This is a genomic window from Streptomyces sp. NPDC060000, from assembly GCF_042737375.1.
Lineage (GTDB): Bacteria > Actinomycetota > Actinomycetes > Streptomycetales > Streptomycetaceae > Streptomyces.
In genome coordinates this window covers 47886-62446 of sequence record NZ_JBHWUU010000032.1, presented here as the reverse complement: position 1 = coordinate 62446, position 14561 = coordinate 47886, and the positions used below count along the sequence as shown (strand labels likewise).

Sequence of the window (14561 nt, the reverse complement as noted above, 5' to 3'; positions counted from 1 at the left end):
ACCTGAACAACCTCCGCGGCCCGTATTCGCATTCGCATCGAGGGGGTCTGGGGTTCAGATCCCCACAGGTCCACGCAGTATGGAGCCCCCGCCGGGTAACGAGCTGGGGCTCTTTCGTGTTCAGGCCGGTAGTTCGGGGCCGGTTGATCCCGTTGTCCCGCGAGCGGTGGTTTTGGTGGCTCTGGCGGGGCGTAGCGCCGGTGCCGTCGATGCCAGTGCGGTGGTGGTCGCGAGCAGTGCGCATGTTCCTGCCGTCCAGCCGAGCGCCGGCCAGGGCAGGACGATCGTCGCCGGGGCCGAGAGCAGTCGTAGCGCGCCGCTCAGCCCGGCCAGGTCGACGGCGGTCACCGCCAGGTCCAGCAGTCCGCCCAACGCCACGGCCGTCAGCGCCTCCGTGGCGGCCAGCCGTAGTACCTGTCCGCCCGTGGCGCCGGCCAGCCGCAGGGCCCTCACGCCGGGCCTGCGTTCGGCGGCCGCCATGACCAGGGTGTTGGCGAGCGAGATGTTGCTGTAGAGGAGCGCGACGCCCAGGACAAGCAGCATGCCGAGCCGGGTCGTCCGGTTGGTCTGCGGGTAGGCGGCGCGTACCCACTGCGCCCTGTCCATGACGCGCACCCCGTCCACGGCGCGCAGCCCCGCCGCCACCCTCGCCGCGTCGGCCCCGGGCCGCACCCGTACATCCACGCGGTCCACGCCCCCGGCACCCCCGCCGCCCGCGTTGGCCGGGGTGACGTAGGCGCCGTTGTCGCCGGTGCCGATGGCCAGCACGGCGGCGATGCGGAGCGTCTTCGGCGTACCGTCCCCGAGCCACACCCGTACCCGCTGTCCCACCCGGTGCCGCGCCCACTCCTCGGTCACGACGATCGACCCGTCGTCGAGGTCGGCGAGCCGTCCGGCGGTCACCGGCAGCCGTACGGTGGCGGCGAGCAGCGCCGGATCGGCCGCCCTGGCCTCGGACTTCACCAGCGCCACGCCGTCCTCCAGCGTGAACACGGCGGCGGCGGAACTGGCCGAGACGGCTGTGCCGGGCACCTGCCGAAGACGCTCGAGGGCCTCTGGACGCAGGGCCGTTCCGGTCCGCGGGGTCACCACGAAGTCGGCGGCCGTCTGCTGCCGTACCTCCGCCGCACCCGCCTCGCCGAGCGTGGCCGTCGCGCCCAGCAGGGAGCCCGCGAGTGCCACGGTGACCAGGACGGGCGCGGCCACGGCGGCGGTACGGCGCACCCCGGCGGTGGCGTTGGCCCGCGCCAACAGGCCGACCACGCCCGGCAGCCGGGGCACCAGCGGCCGCACCGTCAGGGGTGAGAGCAGCGCCACCGCCGTGATGAGCAGCATCGGACGGCTGATGTACGACTTGCGGTGCAGCAGCTCGCCCGGGTCGGTCACCAGCGTGTACGCCAGGGTCGCGACGGCGGCGAGCAGCAACGCCGTACCGCACACGCGCCGGCCGCGGGTCAGCGCGCGTCCGTCCACCGAGGCCTCGCGCAGCGCTTGTGCCGGGGCGGTCCGGCCGGCCCGCCAGGACGCGGCGAGCGCACCGCACAGGGCGACGAGCAGGCCCGTCCAGAAGGCCAGGTGGTACGGCCAGACGCCGGCCGCAGGGCCGCCGATCCCGTACCAGGCGGGTGCGAGTCCGCCGTCGACCACCAGGTCGCCCAGGAGCGGCGCGCCGTACGCGCCCAGCGCGCAGCCCGTGGCCGAGGCGAGCGCGCCGATCAGCAGGGCCTCCGCCAGGACCGTCCGCCGGACCTGGCCCGGTGTGGCCCCGGCGGTGCGCAGCAGCCCGAACTCGCGGCGCCGCCGGTCGACAGCGAAGGCGAAGGTGGAGGCCACGACGAAGACGGACACGAAGGCGGTCACGCCGCCCGCCGTGCCGAACAGGGCGTTCAGCGCCGTGAGCGCCTCGGCGTCCCGGCCCGGGTCGGCGTCGGCGAGCCGACGGGCGTCCCCGGTGAGGATCCGCACGTCCTCCTCCGCTTCCTCGTCCCTGACCGCTGCTCGTACGGCCGCCGCGTCCGCCTCCACGACCAACTGAGGTGATTGCGGGGCGAGGACGGCGGCTCGGGCGTCCGCGTAGAAGACGGCGTGTTCGAAGGCAAGGCGGCGGACCGTCCCGACCACGAGTGACGGTCCGTCCGCGGTGCGCAGTCGGGTGCCCACGGCCGCCCAGTCGCCGCTGGTCACCACCTCGTCGGCCGCCGCGGGGGCCCGGCCCGCGGTCAGCACGTAGGGGGCGAAGCGCGCCGTCGACCAGGGGTGGCCGACCAGGTCGTCCGATGGGGGTCCCCCCGCTCGGGCGAAGCCGCGAGTGGGGGAGGCGGGGGCCCCGTCCACCCGGACCGGGAAGGAGCGGTCCTCGGTGACCGGGCCGAGCGAGCGGAGCGCGGCGACGGTCGCGGCGGGCACCGGACGCGGCCGGGCCAGCTCCTTCGTCCGCTCGCCGGTCGGGGTCACCACCCGCAGGGTGTCCTGACCCCTGACCACCACCGGGGCCGCCGCGAACCGCTCCGGGGCGCGCACCGGCGCGTCCAGTGACGCGGCCAGCGCCTGGCCCATCACGGTGAGCAGGGCGACGCCGAGCGCGAGAGCGACGAAACTGCCGACGAAGGCGGCCCACCGCGCGCGCAGGGTGCGCAACGCGACGCTCAGCACGGGGAACCCGCCGGGGCGCTCCACCCGGCGCCTGCCGAGGCACTTGACGGGGCACCCGCCGGGGCACTTGACCGGGCGTCTGTTGAGGCACTTGACGGGGTATTCGCCAGGACACCTGACGGGGCGTCCGCCAAGAAGACCGTGGGTTCGCCTGGCTCGGTCTCCAGCCTCGCCATTCGTGCCGCGATCGTCTCCACGCGCGTGCCGACGCCGGAGAGGTCGCCGTGCACGCGGCCGTCGACCAGGAAGATCACCCGGTCCGCGTAGGAGGCGGCGAGCGGGTCGTGGGTGACCATGACGACGGTCTGGCCGCCGTCGTCGACCAGGGAGCGCAGCAGGGTCAGCACCTCGCGGCCGGTACCGGAGTCCAGCGCGCCGGTCGGTTCGTCGCCGAACAGGACCTCCGGGCGGGTGATCACGGCGCGGGCCAGGGCGACGCGCTGCTGCTGGCCGCCGGAGAGCCGGTCCGGGCGGTGGCCGGCGCGGTCGGCGAGTCCGACCTGCCGCAGGGCCTCAAGGACCTCTGCCCTGGGCGGGCGGCGCCCGGCGAGCCGCAGCGGAAGGGCCACGTTCTGCTCGGCGGTGAGGGCGGGCAGCAGGTTGAACGCCTGGAAGACGAAACCGATCCGCTTCCGGCGCAGCAGGGTCAGCCGCCGCTCGCTCAGCCCGGTCAGTTCGGTCCCGCCGATCCGCACGGATCCAGAGGTGGGCCGGTCCAGCCCGGCCGCGCATTGGAGCAGCGTCGACTTGCCCGAGCCCGACGGTCCCATGACGGCGGTGAAGGAACCCCTGGGCAGGGTGAGGGTGACGTCGTCGAGCGCGGTCACCCCGGTGCCCGCGGCACCGTATCGCCGGCTCACTGCCGGGCCGGCCGAGCCGGCCGGGGGTGCCGGACCAGCCGAGCCGGCCGGGGGTGGCGGGTCGGCCGAGCCCGCCGGGCCTGGCGGGCTCGGCCGAACGAGCCGAGTCGGCTGAGCCGACCGAACGAGCCGGGCGAGCCCGGCGCGTCCGGCCGGCCGAGTCGGGTGACCGGACCGACGGGGACGGTGTCCGAGGGCTCCGCGTAGTTCTCGCCGAGGACGGCGTGCTGTTGCGCGACGGTCTGACGACGCTCCTCACCCGCTTCGGGCACGAGGTCGTGGCGGCGGTGGGTGACGCGCGGGGTCTCCTGGAGGCGGTCGCCGAGCACGCGCCCGACATCGTCGTCACCGACGTCCGCATGCCGCCCGCCTTCCAGGACGAGGGGCTGCGGGCGGCGGTCCGGCTGCGCGCGGAGCGGCCCGGGCTGCCGGTGCTCGTCCTCAGCCAGTACGTGCAGCGCGCGTACGCGGCCGAACTCCTGGACTCCGGTGACGGCACCGGCGTCGGGTACCTGCTCAAGGACCGGGTGGGCCAGGTGGAGCAGTTCGTGGACGCGCTGCGCGAGGTCGCGGCCGGCGGCACTGTCGTCGACCCCGAGGTCGTACGGCAGTTGCCGCGCCGGCGCCGCGATCCGCTGGCCCGGCTCACCCCGCGTGAGCGGGAGGTGCTGGCGCTGGTGGCCGAGGGGAGGTCCAACGGCGCGATAGCCCGTCAGCTGGTGGTGTCGGAGGCGGCCGTCGGCAAGCACATCGGCGGCATCCTCACCAAGCTGGACCTGCCATCCGCGGACGACACCCACCGCCGCGTCCTGGCGGTGCTCGCCTACCTCAGGAGCTGAGGTACTTCAGGGGCCGGGTCCAGGCGTCGCGGTTTCAGGCGTCGCGGTTCAGGCGTCGCCGTTCAGGAACCGAGCGGCTTGGCGTAGCACCGGCTGTTCTCGTACTCGCGGTAGTAGCCGAACTTCGTGCACGGCTCGTAGCCGCTGGAGGTGTACAGGGCGATGGCCTCCGGCTGCTCGGTGCCGGTCTCCAGGACCATCCGGATGCGGCCGGCCGCCCGCGCGTCCTCTTCCAGCGCGCTGAGCATCCGACGGGCCAGTCCTCTGCCGCGCACTTCCCGGATCACGAACATCCGCTTGAGCTCGGCGTCGCCGTCCTCGTGGCCCTTGCCGTCGTCGTCCTGACTGCGCCAGCCGCCCGTGGCCACAGGCCGGTCCAGCTCGTCGTACGCGATGAGGTAGACCCCGCGCGGGCGCTGGAAGTCGGACGGCTCCAGGACCGTGGCGTCACCGCCGTCGCCGTAGCGCTCGTGGTACTCGGCCTGGACATCGTCGTTGAGCTTGACGGCGTCGGGGTGGTCGAAGGGGACCGGGCGTATATTCATGCTGCTCACAGTAGTTGTATGCACAATCCGGGAAAGTGAAATCTGGACCTGGTCCAGTGTGCCGGTATCCGCCCGGAATCATGGCTGTATCGTGCCCGGGTGCTGACCGTGACCTCCGTGAACGTGAATGGACTGCGTGCCGCCGCGAAGAAGGGCTTCGTGGAGTGGCTCGCGGACACCTCCGCCGACGTGCTGTGCCTGCAGGAGGTGCGTGCCGAGCCGGAGCAGCTGCCGGAGGCGGTCCGGGCCCCCGAGGGCTGGTTCGTCACCCACGCCCCGGCCGCCGCCAAGGGCCGCGCCGGTGTCTCCCTCTACAGCCGCCGCGAACCGGACGCCGTCCGCGTCGGCTTCGGCTCGGCCGAGTTCGACGGCAGCGGCCGTTACGTCGAGGCCGACCTGCCCGGTGTGACGGTCGCCTCCCTCTACCTGCCCTCCGGTGAGGTCGGCACCGACCGGCAGGACGAGAAGGTCCGCTTCATGGACGAGTTCCTGGCTCACCTGAAGGAGCTGCGCGTCCGTGCCGCCGCCGACGGCCGTGAGGTCCTCGTCTGCGGCGACTGGAACATCGCCCACCAGCAGGCCGACCTCAAGAACTGGCGCTCCAACACCAAGAACTCCGGTTTCCTCCCGGAGGAGCGCGACTGGCTGACCCGGGTCTTCACCGCCGGGGACGGCGGCTACGTGGACGTCGTCAGGGCGCTGCACCCGGAGGTGGCGGGGCCGTACACGTGGTGGTCGTACCGCGGGCGGGCCTTCGACAACGACTCAGGATGGCGCATCGACCTCCATGTCGCGACGCCCTCTCTCGCGGACAAGGCCGTCAAGGGGTTGGTGGAGCGGGCGGCCACGCACGGCGAGCGCTGGTCGGACCACGCTCCGGTGACCGTGGTCTACGACCTCTAGTACTGCAACGCACCGTTGCAGTACCAGGCCGGCCCGGGGGCGCGCCGCCGACGCCGATGAGCTCACGGACGTGCTGGTCGGCGTCAGGGGCGGCGGTCTCCGGGTCGGCCTCACGTGTGAGCTCCGGGTCGGCCTTGCGTATGACCTCCGGGTCGGCCTGAGTGCGACTTTCCGGGTCGTCCTCAGGTATGACCTCTAGGTCGCCTTGTGCAGTCGCCGGTCCAGGGCCAGTGAGAGTTCCGCCTCCACCACGCTGCGGGCCAGCGGGCGCAGGCGGGGCAGGTCTTCCTCGGTCGCGTGGCGCAGGATCAGGTCGGTGAAGAGGGCGGCGAGGGCGTCGGCGTGTTCGCGGACCCGGACGCCCGCCGCGAGGACCTCGGCGAGGGGGATGCCCTCGCGGACCAGGGCGGAGGAGACGTCCAGCAGACGGCGGCTGATGTGAACGATCTCGTCGCCGTCGGTGCCCAGGTAGCCGAGGTCCAGGGCCGCGGCGAGGTTCTCGGTGGTGACCTGGCCCTCGAAGCGCGCGGCGAGTTCCTCGGGGGTCAGCCGGACCGGCTCCTCCTCGGTGGGGCCGCCGACGCCGAGGAGATCGGCGACGCCGCGGCCGTGGTCGAGGGCGTCTGCCAGCTCCGCGATGCCGGTGAGGGTGTGGCCGCGTTCCAGCAGCGCCGCGATGGTGCGCAGGCGGGCCAGGTGATGGTCGTCGTACCAGGCGATACGGCCCTCGCGGCGGGGTGGCGCGAGCAGTTTGCGCTCGCGGTAGAAGCGCAGGGTGCGCACCGTGATGCCGGCCTCCCCGGCCAGCTCCTCCGTTCGGTACTCCCGCTTGTCGGTCACCCGGGAAGCCTATGTTGTACCGCCGGTAACTTTCCCTCTCCCGGCCCCTACCCATCAGTACGGAGCTGCTCTACGCTCCCATTGCGCCAGTGTTCACTGGCGGAGTCCGTTGAGTCGCACGCGCGGCTAGGAGGTGTCGGGATGACCGAACACGTACGGGTGGCGGTGATCGGGTCCGGTTTCGGCGGGCTGGGGGCCGCCGTGCGGCTGCGCCGGGAGGGGATCACCGACTTCGTCGTCCTGGAGCGGGCGAGCAGCGTCGGCGGGACCTGGCGGGACAACAGCTACCCGGGGTGCGCCTGTGACGTGCCCTCCCACCTGTACTCCTTCTCCTTCGCGCCCAATCCGGACTGGCCGCGCACCTTCTCCGGGCAGGAGCACATCCGCGCCTATCTGGAGCACGTGGCGGACGCCTTCCGGCTCCGTCCGCATCTGCGGTTCGACTCCGAGGTGCTGCGGATGACGTGGGACGCGAGGGAACTGCGCTGGGACATCGAGACCAGCGGGGGGCGGTACTTCGCCGACGTCGTCGTGTCGGCCACCGGGCCGCTGTCCGACCCGAAGATCCCGGAGATCCCCGGCCTCGACTCCTTCCCCGGCAAGGTCTTCCACTCGGCCCGCTGGGACCACGACCACGACCTCAGCGGGCAGCGCGTCGCCATGGTCGGCACCGGCGCCTCCGCCATCCAGATCGTGCCGGCCGTCCAGCCCGACGTCTCCAGGCTGACGCTCTTCCAGCGCACCCCGCCCTGGGTGATGCCCCGCGTGGACCGGGCGATCAGTGCCGCGGAGCGCAGCCTGCACCGGGCCATGCCCGTCACCGCCAAGATGCGCCGCGGGCTGCTCTGGGGCATCCGGGAACTCCAGGTCCAGGCGTTCACCAAGCACCCGAACCAACTCGGTCTCGTCGAGCAGCTCGCCAAGCAGAACATGGCCCGCGCCATCAAGGACCCGGCTCTGCGCGCCAGGCTCACCCCCGACTACCGCATCGGCTGCAAGCGGATCCTGCTCTCCAGCACCTACTATCCGGCCCTCGCGCAGCCCAACGTGGACGTCGTCGCGAGCGGACTGAGCGAGATCCGCGGGTCCACGCTGATCGCCGCCGACGGGAGCGAGGCCGAGGCCGACGCGATCGTCTTCGGCACCGGCTTCCACGTCACCGACATGCCGATCGCCGACCGGGTGGTGGGCGCCGATGGGCGGACCCTCGCGGAGAGCTGGAAGGACGGTATGCAAGCCCTGCGTGGCGCCTCCGCCGCCGGCTTCCCCAACTGGATGACGATCATCGGCCCCAACACCGGCCTCGGGAACTCCTCCATGATCCTCATGATCGAGTCCCAGCTGAACTACATGGCGGACTATCTGCGCCAGCTCGACGTCCTGGAGGTCCCCCCAGGCCCTCAAGGCACCGGGGGAGGGCGCGCGGCCCTGGACGCCCGTCCGAGCGCCGTGCACGCCTGGAACCGCCGGGTGCAGGACCGGATGAAGCGCACGGTGTGGAACACGGGTGGCTGCACCAGCTGGTACATGGACGCGAGCGGCCGCAACACCACCATCTGGCCGGGGACGACGGCCGAGTTCCGGCGCGCCACCCGACGCGTGGACCTCGCGGAGTACGAGGTCCTGCGAGGGCCCGCCGTGAAGACGGCCGCCGAGGGGACCGCAGAGGAGCCCATCGGTGAGAACGAGGTGACGGCATGACCTCCCCGGCCGACCCCACCGGCAAGCCGGCCCCCAAGGCCACCCCCTCAGGGTCTGTCCCCAAGCCCGCCTCCGGGCCCGTCTCCGGGTCGGCCTCCGCGGCCACCTCCGGGCCCGTCTCCGGGGCGGCCTCCAAGGCCACCCCCTCCGGGTCTGTCCCCAAGCCCGCCTCCGGGCCCGTCTCCGGGTCGGCCTCCGGGTCGGCCTCCGCGGTCACCTCCGGGCCCGCCCCCAAGGCCGCACCTGGGCCGGCCCCCAAGTCCGCCCTCAAGGCCACCCCGGGGCCCGCCCCCAAGGCCGTTTCCGCGCCCGCCCCCGAGCCCGCGCGTGAGCTCACCGCCGTCTCCGCCGACGGCACCCGTCTGCATGTCGAGATCCATGGTTCCGGGACCGCGCCCGCTGTCGTCCTCGCGCACGGGTGGACCTGCTCGACCGCGTTCTGGGCGGACCAGATCCGGGATCTCGCCGCCGATCACCGGGTCATCGCCTACGACCAGCGCGGCCACGGACGCACCCTGCCGAGCCAGGCGTGCAGCACGGACACCCTCGCCGACGATCTGGAGGCCGTCCTCGCCGCGACGCTCGCGCCCGGCGAGAAGGCCGTGATCGCCGGGCACTCCATGGGCGGCATGGCGGTGCTGGCGGCGGCCGGCAGAGACGGCTTCCGGGAGCACACGGCGGCCGTCCTGCTGTGCAGCACCGGTGCCTCGGGACTGGTCGCCGAGTCCACCGTCCTGCCCCTGCCGCCCGGCCGGCTGCGGACCTGGCTGACGCGGCACGTCCTCGGATCCCGGGCACCCCTCGGACCGGTCACGCCGGTCGCGAAGCGGATCCTCAAGTACGCCACGATGGGCGCCGGTTCCGCCCCGCACATGGTGGACGCGTGCGCCCGCATCGTGCACGCCTGCCCGCGCAAGGTGCGGCACACCTGGTCGCACGTGCTGAACCTGCTCGATCTCGACCACGGCGTACGGGCGTTGAGCGTGCCGACGGCGGTGATCGTCGGCACCGGTGACCGGCTCACCCCGCCGGTGCACGCCCGCCGGATCGCCGCCGAGCTCCCGCACTGCGTCGGCCTCACCGAACTGCCCGGCCTCGGCCACATGACGCCGGTCGAGGCACCCGACCTGGTCACCGGCCGGATCCGGGAACTCGTCACCACGTACGCACAGTTGAAGGAGGGCGCATGAGCGTTGTCAGCCTCGAGGGACGGGTCGCCGTAGTGACGGGGGCGGCGCGGGGCGTCGGGGAGCTGCTCGCCCGCAAGCTCTCCGCGCGCGGTGCGAAGGTCGCGCTGGTCGGTCTGGAGCCGGACGCGCTCAAGCAGGTCTCCGAGCGGCTGCACAGCGACAGCGACCACTGGTACGCCGACGTCACCGACCACGAGGCGATGACCCGGGTCGCGGCGGAGGTGAAGGAACGCTTCGGCAAGGTGGACATCGTGGTCGCCAACGCCGGTGTCGCCAACGGCGGTCCGTTCGCCGACTCCGATCCGCAGGCCTGGCGCCGGGTGATCGAGGTCAATCTGATCGGCTCGGCGGTCACGGCCCGTGCCTTCCTGCCGCTGCTGCGGGAGAGCCGCGGCTACCTCCTCCAGATCGCCTCGCTCGCCGCGATGACCCCGGCGCCGATGATGACCGCGTACTGCGCGTCCAAGTCGGGCGTGGAGGCGTACGCGCACAGCCTGCGTGCCGAGGTCGGGCACCAGGGCGTCCGCGTCGGCGTCGGGTATCTGTCCTGGACCGACACCGACATGGTGCGGGGCGCCGATCAGGACGAGGTGATGCGGGAGTTGAGGCAGCGGCTGCCGTGGCCGTCCAACAAGACGTACCCGCTGGGGCCGGCCGTCGACCGGCTCGTGGCCGGGATCGAGCGGCGTTCGTCGCACGTGTACGGGCAGTGGTGGCTGCGGGGGATGCAGGGCGTGCGCGGCTATCTGCCCGGGCTCATCGGGACGGTCGGCCAACGGGAGATGAAGCGGTTCGCGCCCAGGCTGAAGGGGATGCGGACGGGGCTGGTGGGGGCTGGTGGCTCCGCCGACGAACAGGCGAGGGCTACGCAGCGTAGTTGATCGAGATGCGCCGGGTGAGCGCCCATGTGAATCTGGTCGAGGCCCCACCACGGGGCCCAAACCCCCCTCATCTCCTACAGGAGTGAACCCACATGGGTATGAAGGAAAAGTTCCAGGACCAGTCCGAGCAGTGGAAGCAGCAGGCCAAGCAGAAGGCCGAGCAGGCCAAGGAGCAGGCTCAGTCGCGTGGCAAGCAGCGCCCGGGCGAGCGTCCCGGTGAGCGTCCGGGCGAGCGCGCCGGTGAGCGTCCCGGCGAGCGTTCCGGTGGCCGCCCCGGTGAGCGTCCGGGTGAGCGTCCCGGTCAGGACACGGAGCGTATGCGGCGCGAGGACGACGACCGCATCGGTCAGGACTTCGACGTGTAGCTGAGTTCGGCTACCGCCGTTGACGTGGGGCGCCCTCCTCCGGGAGGGCGCCCCTGTCTCTCCAGGGCCCTTGCCGCGGAGGCGTCGAGGCCTTTGCCGCGGCAGGCGTCAAGACCCCTGCCGCGGGGGCAGCTCGGGGCGGGAGCGGTCGGGGACGTCGTCGTAGGTCGGCGGGGTGGCCGGGGGGTTGCCGGTGAGGAGGTCCAGGGCCAGCTGTACGGCGTCGTCCAGTTGGGCGTGGCGGCCCTCGGCCCAGTCGAGCGGGGTGCGCAGCACCTCGAGGTCGGGGGTGACGCCCTTGTTCTCCACGGACCAGCCGTAGGCGTCGAACCAGGCCGCGTTCATCGGGACGGTGATGACCGTGCCGTCGCCGAGCCGGTGGCGTCCGGTCATGCCGACCACGCCGCCCCAGGTGCGCTGGCCGACCACCGGGCCCAGCTTCAGCAGCTTGAAGGCGGCCGTGATCATGTCGCCGTCCGAGGACGTCGCCTCGTCCGCGAGTGCCACCACCGGGCCCCTCGGCGCGTTCGAGGCGTACGACACCGGCTGTGCGTCGCGGGTGAGATCCCAGCCCAGGATCCTGCGGGTCAGCTTCTCCACCACCAGCTCGCTGATGTGGCCGCCCGCGTTGCCGCGTACGTCCACGATCAGGGCGGGCCTGGACACCTCCATCCGCAGGTCGCGGTTGAACTGGGCCCAGCCCGAGCCGCCCATGTCGGGGATGTGCAGATAGCCGCACCGGCCGCCGCTCAACTCCCTCACCACGGCGCGCCGTTTGGCCACCCAGTCCTGGTAGCGCAGGGGGCGTTCGTCGGTGAGCGGGACCACGGCCACCCGGCGCGGGCGGCCCGCCGTACCCTGCGCCGGGGTGAAGGTGAGTTCGACCGTGGTGCCGCCGGCGCCGGCGAGGAGCGGATACGGGCCGGTCACCGGGTCGACCTCCCGGCCGTCCACGTGCGTGAGCACCGCCCCCTCCCGGACCCCGGTCCCGGCCAGCGGCGAACGCGCCTTGGAGTCGGAGGAGTCGCCGGGCAGGATCCGCCGGACCGTCCAACCGCCTTCGCGGGGTACGAGGTTGGCGCCCAGCAGTCCCTGGAGGCGCTGGTAGTGCGGCGGGCCCTCGTTGCGGCGGGCGGCGGTGACGTACGCGTGGGACGTGCCCAGCTCGCCCAGCACCTCACGCAGCAGGTCGGCGAACTCGTCGGGCGACGCGATCCGTTCGACCAGCGGCCGGTACTGGTCGAGCACCGCGTCCCAGTCGACGCCGCACATCCCCGGGTCCCAGAAGTAGGAGCGGATCAGTCGTCCGGCCTCCTCGTACGACTGACGCCACTCGGCGCCCGGGTCCACCTCGTGCAGGATGCGCCGCAGGTCGATCCAGACCGTGGAGTCCGGGTCCCCCGACTCGCTCGACGGCACCGCCCGCAGGTCGCCCTCGTCGACCACGACCAGCCGGGAGCCGTCCCCGCTGAGCGCGAACCAGTCGAGATGGCCGACGAGTTCGGACTTCTTCGCCTTGCTGATGCTGAAGTACTCGAGCGTCGGTCGCCCGCTGGTGTCGTCCGGGTTCGCGAACGTCTCGCCCAGCGCCCCCGAGATCGGCCAGCGCAGCCACACCAGGCCGCCGCCCGCCACCGGGTACAGCGCCGAGTACTTGGACGCCGGCACCGGGAAGGGCGTGACCCGGTTCTCCAGCCCCTCGGTCTCCACGGTCACGGTCCCGTCCCCGCCCTCGTCGTCCTCCACCGGGTCCAGGCCTCCGGCGGCCGGGCGGCCCTCCGGGGTCAGGGCGAAGGGGGAGGGGGTCGCCGACGACAGCGGCACCAGGTAGGGGCGGCAGCCCAGCGGGAAGGACAGGTCCCCTGTGTGCACGTCGTACACCGGGTCGAAGCCGCGCCAGGAGAGAAAGGCCAGGTAGCGGCCGTCCCTGGTGAAGACCGGGTTCTCGTCCTCGAACCGGCCGTTCGTGACGTCCACGACGAGCCGGTCCTTCATGCGGGCCATCTTGATCTGCCGCAGCGACCGGCCGATCCCCGGATGCGACCAGGTCAGCCAGCTCCCGTCGGGGGAGAAGGCCAGGTCTCGCACGGGCCCGTTGAGTGACGAGATCAACTCGGTGACCTCGTCGCCGGGGTCCTCGCCGCCCGAGCCCGTCTTCGCGGCGCCGTCACTGCCCGAGCCCGCACTGCCCGGGCCGTCACCGCCCGAGCCCGCACCGCTTGAGCCCGCACCGCCCGGGCCGTCGCCCCCCACGTCCCCCGAGCCCTCGTGGCCCCGGTCGTCACCGCCCTCGCCGGCGGCCGGGGCGTCGGCCGGGCCGGCGATGCCGTCGGACGCGGCGATGCCGTCGGACACGGTGATGCCGTCGGACACCGTGATCTCGGCGGACACCGTGATCAGGAGCAGTCGTCCGTCGTGCGAGGTGACGGCGAGCCGTTCGCCCTGCGGGTCGGAGACCATCTCCAGGACCCGCCCGAGCCGTCCGGCGGCCAGTCGCCGGGGCTCGCGGACGCCGGTGGCCCGGGGCAGACAGGCGATCTCGACGGCGTCCTCGCCCTCCGCGTCCGTCACATAGGCGACCTGGCCGCCCGAGCCGAGCATCTCCGGCAGCCGCACCCGTACCCCGGGGGTGTCGGTGATCGTCCGGGCGGGGCCGTCCCGGTGCGTCAGCCAGTACAGGCTGCCGCGGACGACGACGGCGCTGGCCCGTCCCGTCTCGTCCACGGAGATGCCGTCCACGTGCTGGGCGGCCGGGATCTGGTACGGCCGCCGCCCCGCGCGCGGCCCGTTCAGCCGGACGTCGAGCCGGCGCGGTTCGGAGCCGGCGGCGAGGTCGTCGACGATCCACAGGTCCCCGGCGCACTGGTACACCACCCGGGTGCCGTCGCTGGCGGCGTGCCGGGCGTAGAAGGCGTCGTGGTCGGTGTGCCGGCGCAGGCCGGAGCCGTCGTGGGCGCAGGAGTAGAGGTTGCCGACGCCCTCGTGGTCGGAGAGGAAGGCGATCCGTCCGCCGACGAAGAGGGGGGAGTGCAGATGCCCGTCGAGGTCTTCCATGAGCCGTTGCCCGTGCAGCCACAGACGGCCCGTCGCCCCGCCCCGGTACCGCTTCCAGGCGGCGGGTTCGTGCGGTGGGGTGCCGGTGAGCAGGAGGGTCCTGTGCTCGCCGTCGATGTCGGCGCTCTGGAGGTCGGAGACCGGGCCCCAGGGGAGTTTGCGGCCGGGGGCGCCGTCGGTGGGGACCTTGTAGGCCCAGGTGAAGTAGGAGAAGGGCTCGCCGTGGGAGGCGACGGCGAGGATGTCGGCGTTCCCGTCCTGGTCGGGGGGTGTCCAGCCGCAGACCTGGGTGTCGGAGCTGCCCCAGTAGGTCAGCCGTCGCCCCGGTCCGCCGTCCACGGGCACCAGATGGATCTCCGGGACGAGGCTGCGCCAGTTCGTGTACGCGATCCGGCGCCCGTCGGGGGAGAAGCGCGGGTGCCCGGCCTTGGTGCGGTCGACGGTGAGCCGCCAGGCGCGGCCGGGGCCGTCCAGGGGGGCCAGCCAGAGGTCGTCCTCGGCCACGAAGCACAGCAGGTCACCACTGAGGTGGGGCAGACGCAGATAGCTCACCTCCCCATGTTTTTCCGGCGAAAGGGGCCGGGCAACTTATGTGCCGGCGGTGCCCGCCTCATGTGCTCGCTTCAGGTGTCCTTCACGTTCGTGAGTCAGCACACGTACGAAACGGTTTCGTTTCGCTGCTCCTCGGGGTATCTTCATGGTGTACGAGAAGAGTGGGCGAGGACGGAGTC

General features: G+C 72.9%; 9 protein-coding genes and 2 pseudogenes. 6 read left to right on the top strand and 5 right to left on the bottom strand.

All coding sequences use genetic code 11. The features are described from left to right. Positions 1–120: 120 nt before the first annotated feature. Positions 121–2652, bottom strand: coding sequence for an ABC transporter permease (locus tag ACFWBB_RS18770; RefSeq protein ID WP_385273216.1), 2532 nt, complete (start codon positions 2650–2652; stop codon positions 121–123). Further along, complete coding sequence (locus ACFWBB_RS18765) at positions 2646–3512, bottom strand: ABC transporter ATP-binding protein (RefSeq protein ID WP_385273148.1); 867 nt, start codon at positions 3510–3512, stop codon at positions 2646–2648. Before ACFWBB_RS18765 ends, ACFWBB_RS18770 begins: the two co-directional genes overlap by 7 nt. 194 nt (positions 3513–3706) lie before the next feature. Here ACFWBB_RS18765 and ACFWBB_RS18760 point away from each other — a divergent pair. Then, positions 3707–4351, top strand: a pseudogene (locus ACFWBB_RS18760) (response regulator); the annotation flags it as partial. A 62-nt stretch (positions 4352–4413) separates the two neighbouring features. Here the strand turns inward: ACFWBB_RS18760 and ACFWBB_RS18755 are convergent. Next, a complete protein-coding gene (locus tag ACFWBB_RS18755) occupies positions 4414–4896 on the bottom strand; it encodes a GNAT family N-acetyltransferase (protein ID WP_385273145.1) in 483 nt (160 codons plus the stop codon). Positions 4897–4995: 99 nt separating this feature from the next. Here ACFWBB_RS18755 and ACFWBB_RS18750 point away from each other — a divergent pair, with 99 nt between their 5' ends. Then, positions 4996–5799 (top strand): exodeoxyribonuclease III, encoded by an 804-nt coding sequence (locus tag ACFWBB_RS18750; RefSeq protein WP_385273142.1) that lies wholly within the window; start codon positions 4996–4998, stop codon positions 5797–5799. A gap of 195 nt (positions 5800–5994) precedes the next feature. Here the strand turns inward: ACFWBB_RS18750 and ACFWBB_RS18745 are convergent, their stop codons facing one another. Next, positions 5995–6639 carry a MerR family transcriptional regulator gene (locus ACFWBB_RS18745; protein WP_385273139.1) on the bottom strand — a complete coding sequence of 215 codons (645 nt, stop codon included), beginning with the start codon at positions 6637–6639 and terminating at the stop codon, positions 5995–5997. Between the two features lie 141 nt (positions 6640–6780). Here ACFWBB_RS18745 and ACFWBB_RS18740 point away from each other — a divergent pair, with 141 nt between their 5' ends. The 4 genes and pseudogenes from ACFWBB_RS18740 to ACFWBB_RS18725 all read left to right on the top strand — a co-directional run bounded on the left by ACFWBB_RS18740 (position 6781) and on the right by ACFWBB_RS18725 (position 10776). After that, positions 6781–8340 carry a flavin-containing monooxygenase gene (locus tag ACFWBB_RS18740; RefSeq protein WP_385273136.1) on the top strand — a complete coding sequence of 520 codons (1560 nt, stop codon included), beginning with the start codon at positions 6781–6783 and terminating at the stop codon, positions 8338–8340. Positions 8341–8654: 314 nt separating this feature from the next. Beyond that, positions 8655–9530, top strand: a pseudogene (locus ACFWBB_RS18735) (alpha/beta fold hydrolase); the annotation flags it as partial. Beyond that, complete coding sequence (locus tag ACFWBB_RS18730; RefSeq protein ID WP_385273133.1) at positions 9527–10411, top strand: SDR family oxidoreductase; 885 nt, start codon at positions 9527–9529, stop codon at positions 10409–10411. The pseudogene ACFWBB_RS18735 and the gene ACFWBB_RS18730, both read left to right, overlap by 4 nt. Positions 10412–10503: 92 nt before the next feature. Continuing rightward, the gene (locus ACFWBB_RS18725) at positions 10504–10776 is read left to right on the top strand and encodes a hypothetical protein (RefSeq protein WP_385273130.1); all 273 of its coding nucleotides are present in this window, start codon (positions 10504–10506) and stop codon (positions 10774–10776) included. 108 nt (positions 10777–10884) lie between these two features. Here the strand turns inward: ACFWBB_RS18725 and ACFWBB_RS18720 are convergent, their stop codons facing one another. Beyond that, entirely contained in the window at positions 10885–14382 is a 3498-nt protein-coding gene (locus ACFWBB_RS18720; RefSeq protein WP_385273127.1) for a S41 family peptidase, read from the bottom strand. Between the last annotated feature and the right edge of the window lie 179 nt (positions 14383–14561).